The 25,233-nt window shown below is 70.1% G+C and carries 23 protein-coding genes; 15 read left to right on the plus strand and 8 right to left on the minus strand.

The genetic code is table 11. The features are described from left to right. Positions 1-5 precede the first annotated feature (5 nt). The 3 genes from ON19_RS33015 to ON19_RS33025 are packed head-to-tail and all read right to left on the minus strand — an operon-like array spanning position 6 to position 3,722. The gene (locus ON19_RS33015; protein WP_043701851.1) at positions 6-506 is read right to left on the minus strand and encodes a (2Fe-2S)-binding protein; all 501 of its coding nucleotides are present in this window, start codon (positions 504-506) and stop codon (positions 6-8) included. Next, positions 499-1,374, minus strand: coding sequence for an FAD binding domain-containing protein (locus tag ON19_RS33020; protein WP_043701854.1), 876 nt, complete (start codon positions 1,372-1,374; stop codon positions 499-501). The genes ON19_RS33015 and ON19_RS33020 overlap by 8 nt, the downstream gene beginning before the upstream one ends. After that, positions 1,371-3,722, minus strand: coding sequence for a xanthine dehydrogenase family protein molybdopterin-binding subunit (locus ON19_RS33025; protein ID WP_043701856.1), 2,352 nt, complete (start codon positions 3,720-3,722; stop codon positions 1,371-1,373). Before ON19_RS33025 ends, ON19_RS33020 begins: the two co-directional genes overlap by 4 nt. Positions 3,723-4,102: 380 nt before the next feature. Here ON19_RS33025 and ON19_RS33030 point away from each other — a divergent pair, with 380 nt between their 5' ends. Continuing rightward, positions 4,103-5,194 (plus strand): XdhC family protein, encoded by a 1,092-nt coding sequence (locus tag ON19_RS33030; protein WP_043701859.1) that lies wholly within the window; start codon positions 4,103-4,105, stop codon positions 5,192-5,194. A 17-nt stretch (positions 5,195-5,211) separates the two neighbouring features. Here ON19_RS33030 and ON19_RS33035 read toward each other — a convergent pair whose 3' ends face one another. Beyond that, positions 5,212-6,045 carry an SDR family oxidoreductase gene (locus ON19_RS33035; protein ID WP_043701861.1) on the minus strand — a complete coding sequence of 278 codons (834 nt, stop codon included), beginning with the start codon at positions 6,043-6,045 and terminating at the stop codon, positions 5,212-5,214. A 91-nt stretch (positions 6,046-6,136) separates the two neighbouring features. On the opposite strand from ON19_RS33035, the gene ON19_RS33040 reads away from it, so the two are divergent. Genes ON19_RS33040 through ON19_RS33055 form a run of 4 tightly spaced genes read left to right on the plus strand, consistent with a single transcriptional unit; the run spans position 6,137 to position 10,149 of the window. Beyond that, positions 6,137-7,714 (plus strand): methylmalonyl-CoA mutase family protein, encoded by a 1,578-nt coding sequence (locus ON19_RS33040; protein ID WP_043701864.1) that lies wholly within the window; start codon positions 6,137-6,139, stop codon positions 7,712-7,714. After that, the gene (locus tag ON19_RS33045) at positions 7,714-8,112 is read left to right on the plus strand and encodes a cobalamin B12-binding domain-containing protein (RefSeq protein ID WP_043701866.1); all 399 of its coding nucleotides are present in this window, start codon (positions 7,714-7,716) and stop codon (positions 8,110-8,112) included. Before ON19_RS33040 ends, ON19_RS33045 begins: the two co-directional genes overlap by 1 nt. Positions 8,113-8,149: 37 nt before the next feature. Then, entirely contained in the window at positions 8,150-9,106 is a 957-nt protein-coding gene (locus ON19_RS33050) for an LLM class F420-dependent oxidoreductase (protein WP_043701869.1), read from the plus strand. Then, on the plus strand, positions 9,103-10,149 hold the full coding sequence (locus tag ON19_RS33055; protein ID WP_043701871.1) for a CaiB/BaiF CoA transferase family protein: 1,047 nt from the start codon (positions 9,103-9,105) through the stop codon (positions 10,147-10,149). The genes ON19_RS33050 and ON19_RS33055 overlap by 4 nt, the downstream gene beginning before the upstream one ends. Positions 10,150-10,541: 392 nt before the next feature. On the opposite strand, the gene ON19_RS33060 is transcribed toward ON19_RS33055, so the two are convergent. Then, on the minus strand, positions 10,542-11,600 hold the full coding sequence (locus tag ON19_RS33060; protein ID WP_043701874.1) for a ferredoxin--NADP reductase: 1,059 nt from the start codon (positions 11,598-11,600) through the stop codon (positions 10,542-10,544). 75 nt (positions 11,601-11,675) lie between these two features. On the opposite strand from ON19_RS33060, the gene ON19_RS33065 reads away from it, so the two are divergent. The 8 genes from ON19_RS33065 to ON19_RS33100 all read left to right on the plus strand — a co-directional run bounded on the left by ON19_RS33065 (position 11,676) and on the right by ON19_RS33100 (position 20,911). Further along, positions 11,676-13,088: a class I adenylate-forming enzyme family protein gene (locus ON19_RS33065; RefSeq protein ID WP_043701876.1), complete on the plus strand. Its 1,413-nt coding sequence runs from the start codon at positions 11,676-11,678 to the stop codon at positions 13,086-13,088. Then, on the plus strand, positions 13,066-13,968 hold the full coding sequence (locus ON19_RS33070) for an acyl-CoA dehydrogenase family protein (protein WP_043701879.1): 903 nt from the start codon (positions 13,066-13,068) through the stop codon (positions 13,966-13,968). Before ON19_RS33065 ends, ON19_RS33070 begins: the two co-directional genes overlap by 23 nt. Next, entirely contained in the window at positions 13,955-15,043 is a 1,089-nt protein-coding gene (locus tag ON19_RS33075; RefSeq protein WP_043701880.1) for an acyl-CoA dehydrogenase family protein, read from the plus strand. The genes ON19_RS33070 and ON19_RS33075 overlap by 14 nt, the downstream gene beginning before the upstream one ends. A 2-nt stretch (positions 15,044-15,045) precedes the next feature. Continuing rightward, positions 15,046-15,813, plus strand: coding sequence for an enoyl-CoA hydratase/isomerase family protein (locus ON19_RS33080; RefSeq protein ID WP_043701883.1), 768 nt, complete (start codon positions 15,046-15,048; stop codon positions 15,811-15,813). A gap of 338 nt (positions 15,814-16,151) precedes the next feature. Further along, entirely contained in the window at positions 16,152-18,002 is a 1,851-nt protein-coding gene (locus ON19_RS33085) for an SCO2524 family protein (RefSeq protein WP_043701885.1), read from the plus strand. 10 nt (positions 18,003-18,012) lie between these two features. Then, positions 18,013-18,927: an SCO2523 family variant P-loop protein gene (locus tag ON19_RS33090; protein ID WP_043701889.1), complete on the plus strand. Its 915-nt coding sequence runs from the start codon at positions 18,013-18,015 to the stop codon at positions 18,925-18,927. Continuing rightward, the gene (locus ON19_RS33095; protein ID WP_043701892.1) at positions 18,928-19,938 is read left to right on the plus strand and encodes an SCO2522 family protein; all 1,011 of its coding nucleotides are present in this window, start codon (positions 18,928-18,930) and stop codon (positions 19,936-19,938) included. 1 nt (position 19,939) lies between these two features. Next, a complete protein-coding gene (locus ON19_RS33100; RefSeq protein WP_043701894.1) occupies positions 19,940-20,911 on the plus strand; it encodes an SCO2521 family protein in 972 nt (323 codons plus the stop codon). A 12-nt stretch (positions 20,912-20,923) separates the two neighbouring features. On the opposite strand, the gene ON19_RS33105 is transcribed toward ON19_RS33100, so the two are convergent. The 3 genes from ON19_RS33105 to ON19_RS33115 all read right to left on the minus strand — a co-directional run bounded on the left by ON19_RS33105 (position 20,924) and on the right by ON19_RS33115 (position 23,122). After that, positions 20,924-21,745 (minus strand): hypothetical protein, encoded by an 822-nt coding sequence (locus tag ON19_RS33105; protein ID WP_043701898.1) that lies wholly within the window; start codon positions 21,743-21,745, stop codon positions 20,924-20,926. A gap of 1 nt (position 21,746) precedes the next feature. Further along, complete coding sequence (locus ON19_RS33110; RefSeq protein ID WP_043701901.1) at positions 21,747-22,223, minus strand: GNAT family N-acetyltransferase; 477 nt, start codon at positions 22,221-22,223, stop codon at positions 21,747-21,749. A 134-nt stretch (positions 22,224-22,357) separates the two neighbouring features. Continuing rightward, complete coding sequence (locus ON19_RS33115) at positions 22,358-23,122, minus strand: SDR family NAD(P)-dependent oxidoreductase (RefSeq protein ID WP_043701908.1); 765 nt, start codon at positions 23,120-23,122, stop codon at positions 22,358-22,360. Positions 23,123-23,245: 123 nt separating this feature from the next. Here ON19_RS33115 and ON19_RS33120 point away from each other — a divergent pair, with 123 nt between their 5' ends. After that, a complete protein-coding gene (locus tag ON19_RS33120; protein ID WP_043701914.1) occupies positions 23,246-24,391 on the plus strand; it encodes a thiolase family protein in 1,146 nt (381 codons plus the stop codon). Between the two features lie 31 nt (positions 24,392-24,422). After that, the coding region (locus tag ON19_RS33125; RefSeq protein ID WP_255218438.1) for an ArgK/MeaB family GTPase at positions 24,423-25,233 on the plus strand (811 nt) is incomplete at its 3' end.

Raw genomic sequence — 25,233 nt, forward strand, 5'->3', positions numbered from 1 at the left:
GGTGGTCACGCCTGCGGCGCGGTGGGCGTCTCGGCGTTCGCCGAGTCGGCGGCGGCGCGGACCGCCCGGACGATGCCCTGATATCCGGTGCAGCGGCACAGGTTCCCGGAGATGCCCTCGCGGATCTCGGTCTCGGTGGGGTCCGGGTTGTCGCGCAGGAAGGCGGTGGCGGACACGATGAAGCCGGGAGTGCAGAATCCGCACTGGAGCCCGTGCTCCGCGCGGAACGCCGCCTGCACCGGCGAGAGTTCGCCGTCGGGTCCGGCGATGCCCTCGACGGTGGTCAGTTCGGCGCCGTCGGCTTGCACGGCGAACACCAGACAGGCGCGCACCGCCTGCCCGTCGAGCATGATCGTGCAGGCGCCGCACACGCCGTGCTCGCACCCGAGGTGGGTGCCGGTGAGGCCGCACTTCTCGCGCAGGTAGTCGGCCAGGGTCAGCCGGGGCGGCACTCGGTCTCGGCGGAGAGCGCCGTTGATGCGCACCTCGATGTCGACGTCAGTCATTGCGGGCCTCCTCTACGGCGCGTCGCCATGCGCGCGCCACCATCGCCGCTCCGACTCGGCGCCGGTAGTCGGCGGAGCCGTGCACATCCGACGAGACCGCGTCCAATCCGGCGGTCGCGCTCCGGCCGATCTCCTCGGCCTGTGTCGCCTCGGCGGGGCGACCGATCAGCTCGGCTTCGGTCTCGGTTGCCCGCACCGGGGTCGGCGCCAGGCCGAACAAGCCGATCGCGCACCGTTCGACGCGGGAGTCCGCGTCCAGCCGGACCGCCACGGTGGCCCCCGCCATCGCGAAATCTCCACTGCGGCGGGTGAATTCCTCGATAGCGAAGCCGCACCGCCCGTGCCAGACCGGGAAGACGATCCCGGTCACCATCTCGTCCTGCTCCAGATCGGTGGTCCACATACCGGTGAAGAACGCCGATGCCGGGATGGTGCGCCGTCCGCGTGGGGAGAGCGTCTCGATGTCGGCGTCGAGCGTCAGCGCCACGACGGGGTATTCGGCCGCGGCGTCGGCGTGCGCGATCGCGCCGCCGATCGTGCCCCGGTTGCGGATCTGGAAGTGTCCGATGAGCGGCGTGGCCCGGGCGAGCAACGGCGCCGTCCGGCGGACGTCCTCGGACCGGCCGACCGCGGCGTGCGTCGTCCCGGCGCCGATCCGGACCGCATCCGGGCGGGCTTCGATGCCGCGCAGCTCGTCCACGCGCCGGAGGTCGACGAGATGCTCGAACACGGCCAGCCGCAACGCCAGCATCGGCACGAGGCTCTGCCCGCCCGCGATGATCTTGGCCTCCTCGCCCAGTTCGGCCAGGAGGGCGACGGCTTCGGCCGCGGTCGCGGGTGCGTGGTACTCGAAGGCCGCCGGTTTCATGCGGGACCCTTTCCGGCGGCGCGCGCCTCGTCCAGCAGTGCCACGATGGTGGCCGGGGAGAGGGGCAGTTTCGAGATCTCCACCCCGAACGGCGCGAGCGCGTCGATGACGGCGTTGAGCACGGCAGGGGTGGCCCCGATGGCCCCGCCCTCGCCGACGCCCTTGAAATTGCCGGGTCCCGGGCTCGGGGTATCGATGTGCCCCACCTCGATCGTTGGCGCTTCGGTCGCCGTGGGAAGCAGATAGTCCAAGAAGGTGGTCGCCACCGGATTGCCGCTCTCGTCGTAGGCGAGATGCTCGTAGAGCGCGCCGCCGATGCCCTGCACGGTGCCGCCGTAGATCTGGCCCTCGACGACGTTGGGATTGATCATCGGACCGCAGTCCTCGCTGACGATGTAGCGCAGCAACTTCACCTCCCCGGTGTCGATGTCGACCTCACAGGTGCACACGTGGGTGGCGTTGGCCCAGATCGCCAGCTGCGGGGTCTTGTACCGTCCGCTGGCCTCCAGCCCGGGCGATACCCCGGGCGGCAGCGAGTCGGCCTGGAAGTACGCGATCTCGGCGATCTCGGCCAGTGACAGCACCTTGTCCGGCGCCCCGCGGACGGTGGCCCGGCTGCGGCTGAACTCGATGTCCTCGGGGCTCGCGCCCAGCCGGTGGGCGGCGATGGCCAGGATACGTTCCCGCAGGATCGACGCCGTCCGGTCGATCGCTCCCGCGGTCATCGAGCCGGACCGGCTGCCGCCGGTGCCACCGCCGAACGGCGTGATCGCGGTGTCTCCCTGGATGGTTCGCACATCGGCCAGCTCGACGCCCAGCGCGTCGGCGGTCAGCTGGACGACCGTGGTCTCCAGACTGTTGCCCGCCGAGCCGCCCGCGACGTAGACGTTCACCTTGCCGGACGGCTCGATGCGGATGGTGGCGCCCTCGGTGCTCAGGAACGGGCTGCCGCCGGTGGTCGGCTCCACGTAGGTGCAGGTGCCTACGCCGAGGTAGCGGCCATCGGCGCGAGCTTCGCGCTGCTGCTTGCGGAAGCCCTCGTAGTCCAGCAACTCGACCGCCTGCTCCAAGGTCTCCAGCGGCGAAATGTTGTCGAAGGTCATGCCGTTCGGGTTCGCCCAGGGCAACTCGTCGCGGCGCAGCATGTTCCGCCTGCGCAGCTCGATCGGATCGATGCCGATCTGCCGGGCGGCGTGGTCGAGCAGGATTTCGCGGGCCACCGATTCGAACTGCCACGGCCCTCGGTAGGCCAGGCGGCCGACGGTGTTGGAGTACAGGAATTTCGCGGTGAAGGAGGCGTCGGTGATCCGGTACGGTCCGGGGAACAGCAGCCCGACCACGACGCCGCCGGTGAGCGGCGACGGCGTCGGATAGGCGCCCACGTTCTGCACGTGGTCGATGGCGGCGGCGAGGATGGTGCCTTCGGCGTCGAACGCCATCCGGACATCGGCGTGCTCGTGGCGCGACATGCCCGCGGCCATCAGGTTCTCTTGCCGGTCCTCGATCCACTTCACCGTTGTGCCGAGTTTGCGGGCGGCCAGCAGGATGCAAGCGTCCTCGCGCAGCGGGACCTGCTTGAGGCCGAATCCGCCGCCGGTGTCACGGGCGATGACACGCACCTGATGCTCGTCGATGCCGAGCAGCCGGGCACAGAATCCGCGCACTTCGTGCGGTGACTGGGTGGAACTCCAGATCGTCATCTCCGCCGTCGGCGCCGACCAGTCCGCGACGATCCCGCGGGTCTCCAGCGGGACCGGCAGATACGCCTGCTGAAAGATCGTCTGCCGCACCACGTGCGCGGCCGAATCGAACAGCGGCGCCAGATCGGCGGCTGGGCGCCCGCCCATCTCGCCCGCGGAGTTCCCCGCGAATCCGGCGTGCACCAGGTTCGGCGAGTCCGCCGCGGTGACGTAGTCGACCACCGGTTCCAGTGGCTCGTAATCGATGACCACCAGTTCGGCGGCGTCCTCGGCCACGTACCGGTCGACCGCGATCACCAAGGCCACCGGGTCGCCGACGAAGCGGACCTCCTCCTCGGCCAGCGGCGGCCGGGGCACCGGCGGGAAGCCGACGATGTCGAGCGCGTAGGAGATCTCGTGCACGCCGGAATTGAGGTCCGCGGCGGTGTAGACGGCGAGCACGCCGTCCAGTTCCAGCGCACCGGAGACATCGATCGCACCGATCGCCGCGCGGGCGAGTGGGCTGCGGACGAAGCACGCGTGGGCCATGCCGGGGCGGGTCACGTCGTCGACGAAGGTTCCCGCGCCGGTCACCAAGCGCGCGTCCTCGATCCGTGGCACCCGGGTGCCGACGACGCCGGTCGTGGTGGTGGGTTCGGTCTGGGTCATCGGTGCGCTCGCAGAGAGTGCGGGCCGGACTGGCCGTTGGGCGACCTGGTCGATGTCATCCGGTTGATCCTCCGTTCACCTCGGGCGCCCGCAGGCATGCCCGCGTGGTGGTCGTTGCCTTCGACTCGGCCGACCTTCGTGGCCGACGGCCGGGAGTCGGATCGGCCCGTGTGCCGGGGCGCCGGCCGGTTGCCGCTCGCGAATGCTGAGCACGTGTTTAGCATCGAGATTCGCACGCTGTCAATTCCGCCTATGTCGAAAATGAGTATGACGCTAGTATTGAACGAGAATAGCATTCTCGTCGCTGGGTCAGGTGCAAACGCCGGGAGCGTCGGGAAGGGCCTCAGAGGGGCCCAGAACGATCGCCGAGAGGGTTCATCATGCGAGAACTCGCCGCGCATCTGTTGCGCTGGCATGCCGCGAACACCGTCTACGTGCTCGCCACTGTCGTGCGCGTGACCGGCAGCGCACCCCGGCCGGCCGGGGCGACCATGGCGGTGGACGGATCGGGGAATGTCCGCGGCAGCCTGTCGGGCGGGTGCGTGGAGGGCGCGGTCTACGAGCTGTGCCTGGAGGTGCTCGAATCCGGCGAGCCCGTCCGCCGGACGTTCGGCTACAGCGACGCCGACGCCTTCGCTGTCGGTTTGACCTGCGGTGGAGAACTGGAGATCTTCGTGCATCGCATCACGCCCGCGGAGTATCCGGCCGTCGAGGCCGCGCTCGATCCGAGCGGTCCGATGACGTTCGTCCGCGACCTGGCCTCCGGTGCGGTGGTCGCGCTCGGGCCCGAGACCGCCACCGGCGCGGATTTCGATCGCGCGGTGGTGCGGCAGGCGCGCGCGATGCTCGACACCGGCGTGACCGGTGTTCGCGTCGTGGGCTGCGCGGACCGGGAGCGCACGGTGTTCGTCGAGTCCTTCGCGCCCGCGCCGCGCATGCTGATCTTCGGCGCCACCGATTTCTCCTCCGCCCTGTGCAGTGTCGGCCGGTTGCTGGGGTACCGCGTCACCGTCTGCGAGGCCCGCCCGGCCTTCGCCGACCATGCCCGGATGCCGGACGCCGAGGAGGTGGTCCGGGACTGGCCGGACCGATACCTGCGGCGCACGCCCGTCGACGCCCGGACGGTGATCTGCGTCCTGACCCACGATCCCAAGTTCGACATCCCGGTCCTCACCGAAGCGCTGCGCCTGCCCGTGGCCTACGTGGGCGCGATGGGGTCACGCCGGGCCGACCGCGAACGCCGGATCCGGTTGCGCGCCGCCGGACTCACCGAGGCGGAACTGGGGCGGCTGCACTCGCCGATCGGCTTGGAACTGGGCGGTCAGACACCGGAGGAAACAGCCGTGGCGATCGGAGCCGAGATCGTCGCCGTCCGGCGCGGCGGCTCCGCGCGGCCGCTGTTCACGACCGACCGGCCCATTCATCCCGGCGGCGAAGTGCGAGTCGCGACGGGGCGCGCCGTGGGGATATAGCGCCACGGAGTGGTCGTTCAGTCCAGAAACAAGTCCGGCGTGGGTTTCTCGCCGCCGCCGTACCCGGACAGATCATCGATCCCGGCGTAGAGCGACAACGCGTCCGCGTCGATGAAGCAGTTGGCCGTGACCTCTTTCGCGGGCCGGGTCATGATCGCGAGGGCGGCGTCGGCCATGATCCGCGGACTGCGGGCGGAGGCGAGCTGCCGCTCGCCGTCGGCCAGGTTGGCGACCGCCGAGGTGGCGATATAGGTCTGCGGCCACAGGCAGTTGAAACCGATTCCGGCGTCGGCGAATTCGGCCGCCCAGCCCTGGGACAGCAGGGTCATCCCGTACTTGGCGAGGGTGTAGGCCGGGTGGGCGCCGAGCCAGCGGGGGTTCAGATTCACCGGCGGCGCGATGGTCAGCACGTGCGGGTTGGCCGAGTCGCGCAGGTGCGGCAGGCAGGCCTGGGTCAGCAGGAACATGCCGCGGATGTTGATGTCCTGCATCAGGTCGAACTTCTTGACCGACAATCGCTCGGTCGGTTCGGTGGCGATCGCGCTGGCGTTGTGCACGCAGACATCGATGCCGCCGAACCGCTGCACGGCGGTCTCGACCACGCGCCGTACGTCCGCTTCGTTGCGCACGTCCCCGACCACGGCGGCGGCTCGCCCGCCCGCGGCTTCCACTTCGGCGGCCGCGGTGTGGACGGTGCCGGGCAGGCGGGGGTGCGGTTCGGCGGTCTTGGCCAGCAGCACCACGTTGGCGCCCGCTTCGGCGGCGGCGAGGGCGATCGCCAATCCGATGCCGCGGCTCGCTCCGGACACCACCACGGTGCGATCGGTCAGCTGTCGGTCCTGGTCGGACATGGTTCTCCTCGGTCGTCGCGCGCGGTTCGGCCGGCTCCTGCCACCTGAATGGTATTGGCATTCTCCTTTTTCGCAAGTACCGTATTCAACGATGAACAACCAAGTGCAGACCTCGTCCGGCATCCCGCTGGAGGCGAGCTACGGACCGGACGCGCGGCGCGGTGACCCACCCGCACCGGGCGCCTACCCCTTCACCCGCGGCAACTTCGCCACCGGTTACCGGGGCCGGTTGTGGACGTTCCGGCAGTACTCCGGCTTCGGTACCGCCGAGGAGTCCAACCGCCGTTACCGCTACCTGCTGGAACAGGGCGGTACCGGCCTCTCGGTCGCGCTCGATCTGCCCACCCAGTGCGGATACGACCCCGACGACCCGGAAGTGAGCGAGGAGGTGGGCCGGGTCGGTGTCGCGGTGGACACCCTCGCCGACGCCGAGGTCCTCTTCGACGGCATCCCGCTGGACCGGATCAGCACCAGCTTCACCATCAACGGCACCGCCGCGATCCTGCTGGCCTTCTACGTGGCCGCCGCGGAGAAGAAGGGCGTGCCGCGCGCGAAGCTCACCGGCACGATCCAGAACGACATCCTCAAGGAGTACGCCTCGCGCGGCACCTGGATCTGGCCGCCGGAGCCGTCGCTGCGCCTGATCGCCGACACCATCGAGTTCTGCGCGGCCGAGGTGCCGCGATTCAACGCGATCTCGGTGGCGGGTGCGCACTTTCGCGACGCCGGGGCGAATGCCGTGCAGGAGATGGCCTTCACGCTGGCCGACGGCGTCACATACTGCGACACCGTGATCGAGCGCGGCCGGATGACGATCGATCAGTTCGCCCCGCAGATCTCGTTCTTCTTCTACACGCACGGCGACTTCTTCGAGGAGATCGCGAAATACCGGGCCGGACGCCGCCGCTGGGCCACCATCGTGCGCGAGCGGTACGGCGCGAGCACCGACAAGGCGTCGATGTTCCGCTTCGGCTGTGTGGCCGGCGGCGCCTCGCTCTACGCGCCGCAGGCGCAGAACAACCTGGTGCGCGTCGCCTACGAGGCGCTGGCCTCGGTGCTCGGCGGCGTGCAGTCGATGTTCACCGCCGCGTGGGACGAGCCGTTCGCGCTGCCCAGCGAGGAATCCGCCACGCTGGCGCTGCGCACCCAGCAGGTGCTCGCCTACGAGACCGGGGTGACCCGGGTGGCCGACCCGCTGGGCGGCTCCTACTTCGTCGAGGCGCTCACCGACGCCACCGAGGCCAGGATCGTCGAGATCATGCACGATCTGGAGCAGCACGGCGGCATGGTGCGCTGCATCGAGGACGGTTACCTGCAGGGCCTGATCGCCGACGAGGCTTACCGGTTGCACCAGGCGGTGGAGTCGGGCGAACACCCGGTGGTCGGAGTGAACACATTCGTCTCCGACGAGCCCGCCCCGGACATCGGCACCTACGAACTCGACGCCGACGGGCGCGAACGCCAGTTGAAGCGACTGGCGCGTGTGCGGTCCGAGCGCGACGCCGCGACCGTCCGCGACAGCCTCGCAGCCCTGTCGCGCGCCGCGGAAGGAGACGAGAACCTCATGCACCGCCTCATCGATTGCGCCAACGCCTACTGCACGGTCGGCGAGATGACCGCCGCGCTGAAGTCGGTGTGGGGCGAGTTCCAGCAGCCGGTGGTCTTCTGATGCCCGCCCGCGTACTGGTCGCCAAACCCGGCCTGGACGGGCACGACCGCGGCGCCAAGATCGTCGCCCGCACGCTGCGCGACGCCGGGTTCGAGGTCATCTACACCGGGATCCGGCAGCGTATCGAGGACATCGTCGCCATCGCGCTGCAAGAGGACGTGGCCGTCGTCGGCCTGAGCATCCTCTCCGGCGCGCACGTCGCGCTCACCACGCGGGTGGTGGACGCGCTGCGCGCCGCCGACGCGGGCGACATCGCGGTCGTCGTCGGTGGCACCATCCCGCAGGCGGACGTGCCGCGGCTGCTGGAAGCCGGTGCGGCCGCGGTGTTTCCGACGAGCACTCCGCTGGAGACGCTCGTCACCGAGATCCGCGCGTTGACCGGGCACCCGGCGCCATGACCGGCCGCGGGCCGAATCGACACAGCTTGGAGGAATCGTGCGCATCGGAGTGATGATCGGGCCGGAGAAAGGGGACTCCGGGCGCAAGCTCGAACGGATGCTGCGCGACATCGAGTGGGCCGAGTCCGCGGGAATGGACACGGCGTGGATCCCGCAGATCCCCACCGATTTCGACGCGCTGATCACGATCGCCGCGATGGGGCTGCGCACCTCGCGGATCGAGCTGGGCACCGCGGTCGTGCCCCTGCAAGCACAGCATCCGATCGCTTTGGCGCGGCAGGCGCTCTCGGCGCACGCCGCGGCCGGGGGCAGGCTGGCGCTGGGGGTCGGGCCGTCGCATCACTGGATCGTGCGGGACATGCTCGGCCTGCCCTACGACAAACCGGCCGCCTACACGCGCGACTATCTCGAGGTGCTGAACGCGGGACTGCGCGGACCGGGTGCGGTGGACGTGGAGAACGCGACGTTCACCGTGCACAATCCGCTCGATCTCGGACCGGTGGCCCCGGTGCCGGTGCTGATCGCCGCCCTGGGACCGGTGATGCTGCGCATCGCGGGAGAGCAGGCCGACGGCACCGTGCTCTGGATGGCCGACGAGCGCGCGATCGCCGACCACGTCGTGCCGAAGATCGCCAAAGCGGCGGCCGACGCGGGCCGGCCCGCTCCGCGTGTGGTCGCCGGGTTGCCGGTGTGCCTGTGCGAGCCCGGCCGAGTGGACGAGGCGCGCGAGCGGGCCAATCGGATTCTGGGCGAGGCGGAGATCTCGCCGAACTATCAACGACTGCTGGACCAGGGCGACGCCCGTGACATCGGCGATCTGTGCCTGGCCGGCGACGAGGCGCAGATCGCGGCCGGGCTGCGTCGCTACGCGGAGGCGGGCGCCACGGACATCTCGGTGCGCCTGCTGCCGATCGGGGAGACCCTCGACGAACTGGTGGCGTCCAAGCGCCGCACCCGGGCGATGATCGCCGAGCTGGCCAGGGAGTTGCGGTGAGTCCTACGGGCTCCGGGCCGCTGGCCGGAATCCGGATCCTGGAGGTCGGCACCATGCTGGCCGGTCCGTACGCCACCATGATGCTCGCCGACCTGGGCGCGGAGGTCACCAAACTGGAACCGGCGGGCGGCGACATCTCCCGTCAGGTGAGCGACAGCTACTTCGCGAGCCTGAACCGCGGCAAACGCAGTATCCGCGTCGAATTGGGCAGCGAGCACGGCCGGGCGCGACTCGGCGAACTCGTCGCTGGATCGCACGCGCTGCTGGTGAACCTCAAACCATCGGCGATCCGGCGGCTCGGTCTCACCTACGACGCGCTGCGCCGGTGGAACGAGAAGATCGTGTGTGTCGCGATCACCGGCTACGGCCTGTACGGCGGGGACGATCCGGCCTTCGACTACGTGATCCAGGCGGCGGCCGGGATCGCCGCTCTCACCGGTGATCCCGCGGGTCCGCCGACGCTGCCGGGATACTCCTCGGCGGACAACTCGACCGGCCTGACGGCCGCGCTGGGACTGTTGGCCCAGATCGTCTCCGGTCGTGGCGGCCAGATCGACGTGTCGCTGTACGAGGTCATGCTCTCGCAACTGAACTATCACGCGGCCGCCTACCTCAACGAGGGGAAGCGGCCGCAGCGCCGCCCGTTCGGGGCGCACTCATATTACGTTCCCGCGCAGATCTTCCCGACCGCCGACGGCTATCTCGCGCTGTTCGTGACCCACGACGGCTTCTGGAAGACCTTCGCCGCGGAGGCGGGTGTCGACGGGTTCGAGCTGATGGCCGACCGGGTCGCCCGTCGCGTGGACGTGCTGGCGGCGGTGACCGCCGCCCTCGCGGCCGACACCGCGACCGGATGGGAAGCGCGGCTGTGCCCGCTCGGAATTCCCGCCGCCGCGGTCCGTGACCTGCCGGAGGCGCTGGAGGCAAGCCCGGAGGCCGTGGTGACGGCGGGGGAGTTCCGGCTCGTCGGCAGCCCGATCCGGATCGCGGGCTATGAGCCGAAGTACGCGCCGCCGCCTCGGCTGGGCCAGCACGGGGGCTGAAAGCGCGACACCGGATTCGGTGGGGGCGACCGGCGCCAGCATCGACAGCCCCGCACCCGCGGTCGCACGCGGCCCGGCCGCTATCCCCGTCGCAGGTGGCGCCCGGGCGCGCGTGCCGAACGTGTAAACCGATCGTGGACCGTGTGGACGCGACCACGAATCATGCTGTGACGCTGCGTAAATTGCTCACTGTGCGCCGCATGCTCGCCTCGACGCGCTCGTCCCACGTCGAGGGCGCAGCCGCGATGTCGGGCCAGCCCAGCCGCGATGTCGGGACATCGCAGTCAGGTGTCGGGACAGTGCAGTCAGGTGTCGCGACAGCGCAGGCGGGTCTCCCGGCGGCACAGCCCCTGTCGGGGCGGAACAAGGCCGCGCGGGACCCGCCCCGCCGCTCACTCGTAGTCGACGGTGATCGAGTCGGTGTCCGGGACGGCCTGGCAGGTGAGCACATAGCCGTCGTCGAGTTCGTCGTCGGTCAGCGCGTTGTTCTGGCGCAGGCTCGCGCTTCCCACGGTCACCTTGGCGATGCAGGTGGCGCAGTTGCCCGCCTCGCAGGAGAACGGCGGCGTCAGCCCTCCCCGCCGCGCGCTCTCCAGCAGCGTCTCGCCGTTCTTGCGTGGCACCGTCTTCTTCCTGCCGTTGAGGATGATCGTCACGGTGCCCGCCCCGTCGGCGGCGGAAGGGGCTGTCGCGGGGCGGGTCACGCTGTCGGCCGGTGCCGGGCTTTCGACCGGGGCCTCGTCCACGGCGGCGGGAATCGGCGCAGGCGCACCGAATCGCTCGCTGAACACCAGGCCCGGACCCGGCAGCGCCAGTTCGACCATCTCCATGAAAGCCTCGGGCCCGCAGACGTATTGATCGGCGTGGCCGTCGTCGCCGACGAAGGCGCGCACCGCCGCTGGGTCGAGGAAGCCGCCCGCGCTGTCCAGGTGCCGGACCACCGCGAGCCGGCCGGGGTGGCGCCGGGCCAGCTCGGCCAAGGCCGCTTCGAAGATCATCGAAGCCGCGTCGCGGTCCGCGCACAGCAGCCGGACCCGCCGCCGCGTGGCGGCCAGGGCGCACTTGGTGAGCGACAGGATCGGCGTGATTCCGCTGCCGCCGCTGAAGCCCAGCAGCGGCACGTCGGTCTCGCGCAGGCAGAATCGGCCCGCGGCCTTCGTCATCTCCACTTCGTCGCCCTCGGACAGGTTGTCGTGCATCCAGTTCGACACCGCCCCGCCCGGCACTCGTTTCACGGTGGTCATCAGCTCGCCGTCGGTCTCCGGCGCGCTGGACATCGAGTACGACCGGAACAGCTCCGTTCCGTTCACGGCGATCTTGAACGTGCAGAACTGCCCGGCGCGGTAGGTGATCGGCCCGTCGTGCGGCGCGAGCACGAACGTGCGCGCGTCGGCGCTCTCCTTCACGATGCGGGTCACGGTCGCGCGCTGGAACAAAGAGGGTCTCGCCATGAACCGTGTCCTCCTGGTATGAAGATTCTATCCGAATGAGAATTATATTCTCACTCACGAGACGGGATCTCTCAAATGTCCTCGACCACCGCTTCGAGCACGCTCGTCTTCGAGGGGCGGGCCTACACCGGGACCGAGCTCGACGACCTCGCGGCCGGTCTGGCGGCCGAGCTGGCCGACGGCGGCGTGCGCGCGGGCGACCGGGTGGCGCTGATGTCCTCGAACCGGCCGGAATTCGTCGTCGCCGTGCTGGCCATCTGGCGGCTGGGCGCCGCGGCGATCCTGATCAGCCCGGCGTACAAGCACGACGAAGTCGCGCACGCGGTGGCTGTCACCGGGCCGCGTCACGCGGTCGGCGACAGTCCGGTGCTGGCCGCGTTGCTACCGATGCGACACCTGGACGCGCCGATCGCCCCCGCGCAAGGTGGCGGCACGGCGCCCGACCCGGCTTCGGACGCCGTGCTGGTGTTCAGCTCCGGCACCACCGGGATGCCGAAGGCGGTGCGGCACACCCACGCGTCGCTGGCAGTCGCGGTGCGCCAGTGGACGCAGGTGCTCGGCCTCACCGCGACCGACCGCATCCAGATCGCCACGCCGCCCTCGCACATCCTCGGCCTGCTGAACATCGTGACCGCGCTGCGGGCGGGTGCCTGGATGCGGCTGCACCGCCGCTTCGACTTGGAAACCATGCTCGCCTGCATCCAGGCCGACCGGATCACCGTCGAGATGGCGGTCGCGCCGATCGCTCTCGCGCTCGCCGGGCACCCGGACCTCGAGTCCTACGATTTGAGTTCGCTGCGCTACATCATGTGGGGCGCGACGCCGGTGACCGTCGCGGTGGCCGAGGCCGTCACCCGGCGCACCGGAGTGCGCTGGCTGCCCGCCTACGGCGCGAGCGAACTGCCGGTGATCGCGTGCAACCCGCTCGCGGGCGCGCGGCTGGACACGGTCGGCAAGGCCGCGCCAGGGGTGCGCGTCCGGGTGGTCGCGCTGGACACCGGAGAACCGCTGCCGCCCACGGAGATCGGTGAGATCCAGTGCCGCGCGGAGTCGGTGATGGCCGGCTACCTGCCCGCCGAGGAGAGCGCCCGCGCCTTCGACGACGGCTGGTACCGCACCGGCGATGTCGGCTACGTCGATGAGGAAGGCTGGATCCGGCTCACCGACCGGGCCAAGGAAATGATCAAGGTACGCGGATTCCAAGTGGCGCCCGCCGAGATCGAGGCCGTTCTGCACGGCCACCCGAAGGTGATCGACTGCGCCGTGTTCGGGGTGCCCGACGCAGCAGACGGCGAGGCAGTGGTCGCGGCGGTGTCCGGCGCCGAGGCGGTCACCGCGGACGAGCTGATCGCCCTGGTGGGCGAGCGCCTGGCCACCTACAAGCGACCGCGTCGCGTCGTGTTCGTGCCCGAGATCCCGCGCCTGCCCTCGGGCAAGGTGCTGCGCCGAGTACTCAAGGAGCGCTATGGACGTCCGTCTGACCAGTGAACAGCGGCAATTGCGTGATGCCGCGGCGAAATTGGCCGACGACCTCGGCCCCGGCTCGGTGGCCGAGCTCGACGACGAGAACCGCCGCGCGCGCTTGGAGCGAGCCGTGGCGGCCACCGGTTGGCGAGCGCTGCGCACCGACGGCGCCTCCGGTGTGGAGGTCGCGATCGTGACCGAGGAATTCGGCCGCGGGCTGGTCGACGTGGCCTTTCTCGGACCGGTGTTGGCCGACGACCTGTGCGGGCGACTCGGCGCCGAGGGCCGCTGGACCATCGCGGTCGGGGACCGGGCCATCGACGCACGCGGCAGCGAATCGGCGCTGCTCGTCACCGGCGAGCAGGTCGTGGCCGCACCGGTGGGCGCGACGCTGCCCGGCGCGGACCTGACCCGGCAAACCGCCGCAGTGGCGGGCGAACACCGGCGGATCGGAGAGCTGTCGCCCGACGAGGCCATCCGGTGGCACGCGCTCGCCGTCACCGCGACCACCGCCGATCTGCTCGGCGTCGCCCGCGGCGCCCAGGATCTCGCGGTCGGATACGCGAAGGTGCGCGAGCAGTACGGCCGCGCGATCGGGTCGTACCAGGCGGTGGCGCATCTGCTGGCCGAGAACCAAGCGCTGATCGAAGGGGCGATCAGCGTACTGCGCCACGCGGCCTGGGCCGTCGACGAACTGGCTGCGGCGCAAGCGCTGCGGGCCGCGCGGATCGCCAAGGTCTACACCGCACGGGCCGCCCGCACCGTCTGCGAGACCTCGATCCAGGTGCACGGCGGTATCGGCAACACCTGGGAGTGCCTCGCCCACGTCTATCTGCGGCGCGCGCTGGTCTCGACCGAACTGTTCCCCGTTCGTCTGGAGGAGATCGACCTTGGACTTTCGTGACGCACCGCAAGAGGCCGAGTTTCGCTCCCGGCTGCGCGCCTGGCTGGCCGAAACGGCTGGGCAGTTCCCGACCTCGGGCGACGACTACTGGGCGCGCCAGGGTGAGTGGCATCGAGCGCTGTACGCGGCCGGATTCTTCGGATCGTCCTGGCCGAAGGAGTTCGGCGGCCACGAGCTGCCCCCGGTCTACGACGTGATCGTGGACGAGGAACTCGCGCTCGCCGGGGCGCCGCCGCGGCCCAGCCTCGGGTATCTCGTGCAGGGTCTGGGCCGCCACGGCGGCAAGGAACTGCAGCAGCGCTTCCTGCCCGGCATGATCGACGGCACCCAGCGCTGGTGCCAGGGTTTCAGCGAGCCCGGCGCGGGCTCCGACCTCGCCTCGCTGCGCACCACCGCGACTCGCGACGGGGACCACTACGTGGTGCACGGTCACAAGATCTGGACCAGCTACTCCGACGTCGCCGACTGGTGCCTGCTGCTGGCCCGCACCGACCCGGACGCTCCACGGCACAAAGGCATCTCGGCATTCGTGATCGCCATGGACCAGCCCGGCGTGCAGCAACGGCCGCTGGCCATGATCAGCGGCGTCACCCGGGAGTTCGGGCAGGTGTTCTTCGACGGCGCCACGGTGCCCGCCGATCAGATGGTGGGCGAGCCCGGCGACGGCTGGAAGCTGGCGATGACCGTCGTCGGGCACGAACGCGAGCCGTCGACGCTGGGTTACGCGGCCCGCTACGGAAAACTGGTGCGGCAGTTGGCCGCCCGGTTCGACGGTCCCGCCCCGGAGGAACTGGCCTGGGCGGCGGTGCAGACCGAGATGCTGCGCCTGCACGTGCGCCGACGGCTGTCCGAACAGCTGGACGGGGTGGTCCACGGCCCGGACGGCTCACTCGACAAACTGCTCATGACCTGGGTCGACCAGTCGGTCGGGCACGCGGCGCTCGCCGTCGGCGGCACGGACGACACGGAACTGCTCGGCAGCTACTTCTACAGCCGCGCGCAGAGCGTCATGGGCGGCACCTCGCAGATCCAGAAGAACATCATCGCTTCGCGCATCCTCGGATTAGGAGTTTGACCATGTACGACCTGCCGGAAGAGATCCACGTCGAGGCCGACGGACCGCTCCGGATCGTCACGCTCAACCGGCCCGACGCACTCAACGCCGTCAACGACGACCTGCACACCGGGCTGGCCCGGCTCTGGCCCCGGCTCTCCGACGACCGCGAGGCGCGCGTCGCGGTGCTCACCGGCGCGGGCAAGGCGTTCTCCGCGGGCGGGGATTTCGCCTATCTCGCCGAGCTGGGCCGCGACGCCGACCTACGAGCCAAGACGATCGCGCACGGCCGCGACATCGTGCTCGGCATGGCCCGTTGCCGGGTGCCGGTGATCGCGGCGGTGAACGGCCCCGCGGTGGGACTGGGGTGCAGCCTGGTCGCGCTGAGCGACGTCGCCTACATCGCCGAGACCGCCTACCTGAAGGACCCGCACGTCCAGGTGGGCCTGGTCGCCGCGGACGGTGGACCGCTGACCTGGCCGCTGCACACCAGCTTGCTGCTGGCCAAGGAATACGCGCTCACCGGCGCGAAGATCCCGGCCGAGCGGGCTCGTGAGATGGGGCTGGTCAACCACGTGGTCGCCGACCCGCGCACCGAAGCGCTGGCCTGCGCGAAACGCATCCTCGAACTGCCGCGCCAAGCGGTCGAGAGCACCAAGCGTCTGCTGAACCTGCACCTGGAACGCGCGGTGCTGGCCACCCTGGATTACGCGACGACCGCCGAAGATCTCTCCTTCCAGACCGAAGACTTCCGCGCGGTGATCACCGCCCTCACCGCGGACCGGAACTGACGTCGGATCGCCGATGGCGGGCAGCGATCCGGCCGGGGCCGGACTTCGGTGGGCGCCGCTGACCGGCAGCCGAGGAATTGCCTGTCGAACGCGCGAAGATTGCGGGGACCGCGGCCCCTGCGCTGACCGAGCGGACGGGGGTCGCGACATGCGGCGACCGAGCCTGCGCAGCCACGGGGCGCGTCGCCTCGAGCTCGCGGAAGGTCGTGCCCCGCAGGATATCTCGCAGCAACCGCCCGCGGCGCAAAGTGCTTGGCTAAGTGAACATCCGCAGGGCACACTCTAGGTAACGACGTCCGGCGCCGCCGGTCGAACGCGGGGGCGAGGTCCGAGAACAGATGAGGATTCGGCCGAGGCAGCAGCTGCTCGAGCTGTGGCGAGCGGTACTCGCCTGTTCCTATGTGGACGGGACGTGGCGGTGGGGCGGGCGCGACGGCGCCAACTCGATCAGCGACGCCGAACAGCTGCTGTGCCTGCTGTATCCGGCGACCGAGATCGAAGCCTTCGCGCTGGACCAGCCGAACGACATGAGTCCCGACGTCAGATCCGCGCTCGCCCCGTTCGGCGAGGAGACGCGCATCGGTGGCGTCCTGGTCGCCCTGGTGGAGGACTATCTGCGCCGTTATACCGGACCTGACGGCGAACCCGTCTTCGCCGCCGGCTCCTACTTGCGCTCCGGCGACGACAGCCCGCTCACCGACAGCCAATTGGCGGTGGAGGTCGTCGACTCGTACTCGATGTCGCTGAGCCTGTGTATCGCGGCGCTGCGGTTCCTGCGCGGATTCGAGCGTTTCGTCAGCGGCGAGGTCCGGCTGGAGGCCCGGCAACTGCGCGAGCGGATCCCGGGGGTGATCGAACAGGCCAGTGCGCGCCTGACCGCGGCGATGGCCGGTCTGGTGCGCAGTTTCGTCATCCACACCCCGGAGCCGAGGACCGAGTTCGGGCAGTCGATCGTCTACATGCTCAACCAGACCCGCACGCCGGCCGACGAAGTCATCGAGCGGCTGTCGGCGCAGCTGGAACGCCTGCGGGTGCAGGCGGCCAACGAGGTCAGGCTCAGCCAGACCACCGAGGTCGATATCGCCGACGACGGGCGGCTTTTCGAATGCGGGTGGAGCTGGGGCATCGTGCACAGCTCCGAACCGATCGGGATCGTGCCCGGCAGGGTCAGCAGCGCGACCGGCCACGCGGAAGCCCGTCCCTACCTGTACTTCACGGCTGTCGCCCTGGACGGCATCATCGACCTGTCGTCGCAGCGTATCCGGGAACTCGACCTGTTGACCGACGAGCAGCGCACTCTCGCCGACGCGCTGCAACTGCGCTTCGAGTTGACCCGCAACTATTGGTCGAGGGTCGCCCGCTTCGGCAGCGGCCGCTGGCCGCTCGAGGACATTCCGTGGCGCACCTCCGACGGCGAGGAATCGGAGTACTTCAGTCTCGTCATCGCCGCCATGCTCATCCAGGACCTGGTCTACCGGGAGAGCACCGAGGATTTGTCGCGCACGCTGGCGGTGCTCGACCAGCTGGCCCGCCGCGGGCGCATCACCAGCCGGTTCACCGTCGGCGATCCGGCCGCGCCGCTGCACTATCCGGGTGTGCGACTGAACCTGGCAGGCAGCGAGGAGGTTGCCCCGGGGCCGCCGCTGGTCTGGTACGTGCCGGATTTCGCGACCATGCTGCTCAAACGCTGCCTGCAGGCGGCGAGCCTGCGCACCGACGTGGACACCCGCGACCGGCTGATGGCACTCGCCGAAGCGGCGATGGAACATCTCGACCAGCGAGTGCTGCGGGACGGCCCGGTGAACGGCCTGTGGGACGATATCGGCCGGTTGGTCGGCTCCGTGGACGCGCAACCGGGAGGGCCGTCCTGGTTCGTCACGGAGCGAATGATGGAGTGCCTGGTCATCGCCTACGGCACCTTCGAGCAGCCCCCGCTGGCTCCACAGGCGATGGTCGCCCGCGCGGTGGACCTGCTCAGTGAGGCCGAGCATCTGCTCAATCAGGAGGAACTGGAAATCGTAGGCCAGGATCTGTCCCCGAAACAGGCTGCGGTCAACCGGATCCGGCAATCGCTCGACCGGGCCCGCCGCGTGCTGCGCGAGCGTCCCGGCACCGCCTACAGCCTGGCCACCCAGGCGCTGGTCCAGCTGGACGAACTGGCGTACGCCCGCCGGGACGCGACACGGTAGGGGTGGCAAGGTGCTGGTGTTCTCCACCTCGGACAAGGGCGGCACCGGGCGATCGGTGACCAGTTGCAACATCGGCTACCGGCTGTGCCGTTCCGGTCTCAACGTCGCCTACGCCGACTTCGACCTCGGCTCACCCACGGCCGGTGCGCTGTTCGAGATCAGCGCGGCAGAACGCGGCGTGCCGCGCGGCGGCGTGCACTCCTACCTGCTCGGTGAGAGCGGAACCGTGGCCCGTGTCGACGTCGGCGCGGCGACCGATCGGCCGGAACTGCGCCGCATCGGTCCCAACTCGGGCCGGCTGGTGCTGCTGCCCGGGGACGAGGGCGGCGCCGAATTCCTCACCGACGACGACGCGGTGGTGCAGCGCTGCGCGGAACTGCTGGTGGCGCTGGATCAGGAATTCCCCGTCGTGATCGTGGATCTCAGCGCGGGCCGCTCCGCGGCGTTGCAGATCGTGCTGCAGGCGACCGCCCTGCCGCAACTGCGCGGGCGCACCGCCCGCTGGTTGATCTTCCACCGCTGGACGCGGCAGCACATCCTGGCCGCCGCCGGTCTGGTGTACGGCTCGCACGGATTGCTGAAGGCCGGCGCCGAATGCGGTCACGACCCCGACGAACTGCTCGGCTCGGTGCGATACGTGCGCACCGCGGTGCCCGATGCCACCTGGCACGGAGTCGCCCAGCGCCCGGCGCAGGCGGCGTGGCTGCAAGAGCAGGACACCGCGCTGCGGCGGCTGGCCACCGCCAAACGGCTCGGCACGACGGCGGTCCTCGGCTCCACACCCATCGAGCCGGTGCTGCAGCGGCGCGAACAGCTCATCCTCGACGCCGACGTCAACGCCCAAATCGCCAACGAGGCGACCGCGTCGGCCTACGCCGAACTGGCTCGCCGACTGGTCGACATCGCCACCTGGGAGAGGCTGTAGATGCGGGATACACAGGGCTACAGCGAGGCGACCGAACAGCCTCGAATCGCTTCGGTCCCGCTGTCGCACTTGTCGATCGAGGTCGGGCACTTCTACATCAACGACATCACCTCCGATATCGAACGCGTCGGCGCGGAGTTCCGCCGCATCGTCCCTTTGGTGTCGGCCTTCATCGAGTCGGCCAAGGTGCAGTACGGCCCGAACGCCCGGGTGAGCACCTGCTACCTGATCGACGACTACTTCCAGCCCGACACCGATCCCTCCGTCATCCTCGCCAAGCTGCTGGACGCCGCCGAGGAGAACGGATTGGTCATCGACTATCTGGCGCGCGAGTCCGGCTGCTGGCGGGCCGCGAAGTTCGTCGACGGCGTGGCGTTCGGCGAGCCGATTCCGGTGGCGGAAATGGTGGCCGCGCGCATCGTCGCCGAGCCCGCGCCGCCGAGTACCGGGCGCAGGCCGCCGACCGCGGAGTCGGGATGGCTGTGCAACGGGCGCCGGTCCTCCGAGGACGAACGCGGCCAGGCCATGCGCCATCGAAGCTATCAGCCGCCGGAGGAGTTCGGCCGCCGGGAGCACTCGATCTTCCTCGACGTGGAATTGTGGAGCAGGCACATCGTCGACGGGGTGACGGTTCGGCGCTGGTCGTGCCCGTTCCTGGCCGCTGTCTGGCATCTGCTGCGGCTCGGCATGCTGCGCTACCACGGTGACGCCGTGGTGGACCCGCAACCGTGGCGCCGCGCGGATCTCACGCCGCGCCGCTGGCAGGACATACCGCCGGTGGTGCAGCTCAATCCGTCCGCCGCGCCGTTCGCCGCCTACAAGACGCTGTCGATGCTGCCCAAGCGGTACATCGGCATCGAGCACGCCGTGCGGCTGGTGCTCGACCACCTCGATCTCGACGACGATGTGGTCGAGCAGGTCATCACCCGTGGCGCCGAGGAGGTCCCGCCGGTACCGGTGCCGCGCGAGGTCAGCGAACGGCTCTCCCACCTGCTGCTCGACGGGGCCTGAGATGGCCGCGACCACGCCCCTGGTCGTCCTCGGTGAAGTGCGCACCTGCCTGCTGCCCTCGGCGACCGCGCTAACCGGAGCGGAGGCCTGCGATTTGCTGGCGCTCATGCCCGGCTGCACGGTGCGGTGGCGGGAGCGGCCGGGCACGCTGGCGGTGTCGCCGACCACCGCGGTCGGCGTCGACTGCGATCTGGCCCTGGGTGAGCAGACCGCGCACATCGTCGGAACCGTGGCGACCAGTGCGGTTCTGTCCGGCGGACGCGTGCTGCAATCCACCGCGCGCACCCGGGTGGTGCGCGCCGCGGGACGGCGCAGACAGACTTGGTCGCACTATCTCAGCCAGAAGGGCGTGACCGAGGTCATCAGTCGCATTCCCGAAAGAGCCACCGCCGGTGCGGCTTTGGCCGAGGGATACCTCGCCGGGCCGGTCGACGCCGACACACTGGACCTGGCCTCGATCAGTGAACGCCTGCTCGCTCGCCTGCGCGCCGACACCAGGCTGGATCAGAAGCCGCCGGTGCGGGCAGGCGCCACCCGGCTGCGCTGGGTCGCCCGGATCGGGGGCAGTGCCGGTCCCTCGGCCGCCCTGCACCTGGACGACGCCACTGTCCGAACGGTTCGGATGATCGTGCGCGACGAGGCGGACCTCGATGCGGCGCAACGGTTCTGCGAGGATCTGGCCGCGCACGACTGGCTGCTGACCGTCGTCGCCGACGCGCTGGCCGAGGCCGACCGCTTCCCCTCGCACCGCCGGGAACGCACCGACATCCTGGCCCCGGTGCTCGAAGACCTCACCGGACTGTGGATGCCGGGAGCGCACACCCCGGCCTCGATGCGTGCGTTGTGGCGGGAGCTCCAGGTCGACCCCGGCTTGTCCCGCCAATGGAACACCCTCGTCGCACGGCTTCGCGACCGTATCGCCGTGGCGACCCTGGACGCGCTGCGGCACAAGGCCTTCGACACCGAATGGTAGCGGCCGATCCGGCTACATGCGGAACCACTTGCGCACCAGCAGGGCGAAGAACACCGACATCGATACCGTGCCCGTCCACGCTTCCACGGCGAACAGCGGCCGGGCGGCCGGGCGCAGATTCTCGGTGTCGCCGGGGCCCAGCGGATTGATGAAGCTGGTCACGCACGTGTAGACGGTGGCAGCCGGTGAGGTATTTCCGCTCAGGACCAAAGCGGCGACGGTGAACAGCACCAACTGCACGGCAACCCAGCCGAGCAGCCAGGACGGCCGGTAGCCGTGGCCGCACAGCACATACGACAGTTGCCCGGTCCAGCGCCGCCGGCCCGGCGGCAGCGCGAGCGTGCGGGCCCGGGCCAAGCGCAGACCGCAGCGGTCCTCGGCCTCGTCGTCCTCGTTCATCCGGTACAGCGCGGCGCCTCTGCGATATGCCAGGGCCGCGTGACCGGGCAGCCGTGCCGCCGAGAGCTGTGCCCCCAACTGCTCGTACTCCTCGGCCAGCATGGTGTTCTGCCGACTGCTCAGCCGCAGCGGACCGCGGAATTCGACCTCCGCAGCCAGCAGCGCCGCCGGAATCGCGCTCGGCACCCGCCAGCCCGCTTCGTCGGGCCCCGGTTGCCGCGCGGCGGCGTACAGGTGCCGGAACACCAGGGAGTCGGAGTGGCGCCGCGTAGTGGGCGGGTCGTAGTCGGCGAGGATCGCCTCGGCATGCGTGGCGAACCGCTCCAGCGCTTCTTGCTCGGTGCGACCGCCCCGATCGATCTCGGCCGTGTATTCGTCTGCGCGGCGGGTGATCCGGGTCGAGACCGATGCGACGAAGGGCGAAATCTCCCCCATGTCACGAGTCTAGCGGTCGGCCTCTCAGCCGGTACTCGAAAACGTCCCGGGGCTCGCCCGGCCCGAAATACCGGTGGTCGTGCTCGACGAATTCGAATCCGGCTCGCTTGAACAGATTGCTGGCCAGCTGGTTGTCCGGCCGCACGGTCAGATACATCACCTCGGCGCCCACGGTCCGGCACGTCTGGAGGGTGCGCTTCAGCAGCGCGCGACCGTAGCCCCCTCCTTGGTACCGCTTGGCCACCGCGAACGTGAACAGCAGCGCCCGGCCGGACTTCTCCAAGGTCAGCGCGTAACCGATCACCGCACCGTCCACCTCCGCAACCAACCACTCGGATCCGTGCAGATCGAACAGCTGGCGCAACATCAGATATCGGTACGGCTCGGCGAACACCTCGGCCTCGATGGCCGCGATGTCTTCGATATCGGCGAAGCAGGCCTGCCGGTATTCCGGCTGAGGCGCTGTGGCGAAGTTCATGCGCTCCCTACTGCCAGGGCATAGGCCGTACGATTCCAGTTTAGGACGTCGGTTATCGACCGCGTCAGTGTAGAACTCGCGGAATCGTTCCCTCGGGCAGCAGGGCGTGTCGCATCCGCCTGCCGTGGCGGCGGCTACTTCGGCGGGAAGCGCAGGGCGCCGTCGAGCCGGATGACCTCTCCGTTGAGATAGTCGTTCTCGATGATGGCGGTGGCCAGCTTGGCGTATTCCTCGGAACGGCCCATGCGCTTGGGGAACGGTACCTGCGGGCCCCAGTAGGCCTCCAACCGGTCGGCGGCTTTGCCGTAGGCGGGGGTGTTGACGGTGCCCGGAGCGATGGTGACCACGCGGATGCCCACCGGCGACAGGTCACGGGCGGCCACCAGGGTCATTCCGACCACGCCGCCTTTGGCCGCGGAGTAGGGAAGCTGGCCGATCTGTCCTTCGAACGCGGCGATCGAGGCGGTGTTCACGATGACGCCGCGCCCGCCCTCCTCCAGCGGATCGGTCTTCGCGATCGCGGCCGCCGAGAGGCGCAGGACGTTGAAGACGGCGGTCAGGTAGAACTCGATGGTGGTGCGGAAGCCGTCGAGCGACAGCGGCTCGCCGTCCTTGCCGATCAGGCGGCCGCCGGTCGCGGGACCACCGTGGGTGTCGACCGAGATGCGCAGCGGCCCCAGCGATTGCGCCTCCGCGATGGCGGCGCGCACGGAGTCCTCGTCGGTGGCGTCGGTGTGCACATAGCGGATCCCGAGTTCGGTCTCGAGCTGCTTGCCCTTCTCGTCGGCGACGTCGGCGACCACGATCTTCGCCCCCGCGGCGTGCAGGCGCCGCACGGTCGCCTCACCCAGGCCTCCGGTTCCACCGACGACGAGCGCGGAGCTTCCATTGATCTGCATGGCATAATCCTATCTTGCAACTGTGGCTCTCGCTTTGAGAAAATGATGTTCTCATGACTCTCTCGGCATGATCACCGAAAAGTCGCCGCGCCGCAATCGCGTCGCCCGGAATGGAGGCCTCCAATGCCCGAAGCCGTCATCGTGTCCGCCCTGCGGACGCCCATCGGTACCGCACGGAAGGGAACGCTGCGCGACACCAACGCCTTCGACCTGGCCCACCACGTGGTGGGCGCGGTCGCCGATGGCCTCGACCGGTCCCGCATCGATGACGTCATCCTGGGCGAGGGGCGCTACGGCGGCGGCGTGCTGGCCCGGCACGCGGCCGTGACCACGGGGCTGACCACCGTGCCGGGCCTGGCGCAGAACCGGCACTGCGCGGCGGGAATGTCCGCGGTGCACACCGCGGCGGCCGGGATTCGCGCGGGCATGGACGAACTGGTGATCGCGGGCGGCGTGAATTCCGAGTCCACCGCCCCCAAAGCGCGATTCAGAGTCGGCGAGGACGAGTGGATCGATCCGTGGGTGTCGCCGAGTCACCCGGACCGCCCGGACGCCCCCGCGCTGGACATGTCCATCACCGTGGGCTGGAACGCCGCGGTCAAGGCGGGCATCTCGCGTGCCGATCTGGACGCCTGGGCCTTGCGCTCACACCGCAACGCGATCGCCGCGATCGACGAGGGCCGGTTCAAGGAAGAGATCGTGCCCATCGAGACCCCGCACGGGCTGTTCGACACCGACGAGCATCCTCGCCGCGACACCAGCCCGGAGAAATTGGCCTCGCTCAAAGTGCTGCACCCGGAGATCGAGGGCTTCTCGATCACCGCGGGCAATGCCTCCGGGGCCAACGACGGCGCCGCCGCGCTCGCCATCGCCAGCGACCGGCTGGGGTTGCCCGCGCTGGCCTACATCCGTTCGTGGTCGTCGGTGGGCGTCGATCCGGCCGACACCGGCCTCGCGCCGATCGAGGCGATCACCAAAGCGGTCTTCCGGGCCGGTATCTCGCTGTCCGCGGTACAGCTGATCGAGATCAACGAGGCCTTCACCTCGGTGCCGATCGCGGCCATCCGGGCATTGGACCTCGACCCGGAGAAGGTGAACGTCAGCGGGAGCGGTTGCTCGCTCGGCCACCCGGTGGCCGCGACGGGAGCCAGGATGATCGTCACGCTGGTGCACGAATTGCGCCGTCGCGGTGGGGGTCTCGGCATCGCGGCGATGTGTGCCGGCGGTGGCATGGGCGCGGCCACGGTCATCGAGGTCCCCGCTCCGTGATCGGATCGGGCAGCGGCGCACAAGGATGGGCGTGACCCTGGAGCGGGCGACCGTCGCCGAGTTGCTGGCCCAGGCACGCGCCGGGTCGGCACGGGCGACGGGCCGCTTGCTCAGCCTGGTCGAGGGGGCCCGCCGCGACGAGGTCCAAGCGGCTCTGGAGCCCGGTAGCGTCCGGGTGATCGGTGTGACCGGCCCGCCCGGCGCGGGCAAGTCGACGACGATCGCGGCGCTTGTCGGCGTCTACCGGGCGCGCGGGCTGCGGGTCGCGGTCCTCGCGGTCGACCCGTCCTCGCCGTACAGCGGCGGAGCCCTGCTCGGGGACCGCATCCGCATGGCCCAGCACATCGATGACCCCGGCGTGCTGATCCGGTCGGTGGCGACGCGCGGGCACCTGGGCGGCCTGGCCGCCGCGGTGCCCGCCGCCATCGGCTTGCTCGCGGCACTGGGCTACGACGTCGTGCTGCTGGAGACCGTGGGTGTGGGGCAGTCGGAGATCGAGATCGCCGCCGTCGCGGACCCCACGCTGGTGATCCTGAATCCCGGTGCGGGCGACGCGGTGCAAGCCGCGAAGGCGGGCCTGCTGGAGGTGGCCGACCTGCTGGTGGTGAACAAGGCCGACCGGGAGGGCGCCGAGCAGACCGTGCGCGATCTGCGGGCGGAGTCCGCCGTGCCGATCCTCACCTTGGTCGCCGCGCGCGGCGAGCGGGTCACCGAACTGGCGGAGGCGATCGAGGCGCACCATCGCGCCGACACCCCGGCGCGGCGCACGGCTCGGGCCCGAGCCCAGATCCTTTCGCTGGCGCAGACCCGATTGCGCGCGCATGCCGAGCTGGACCGGCTGG

It is taken from the genome of Nocardia abscessus NBRC 100374 (genome assembly GCF_000308455.1).
Taxonomy (GTDB): Bacteria; Actinomycetota; Actinomycetes; order Mycobacteriales; family Mycobacteriaceae; genus Nocardia; species Nocardia abscessus.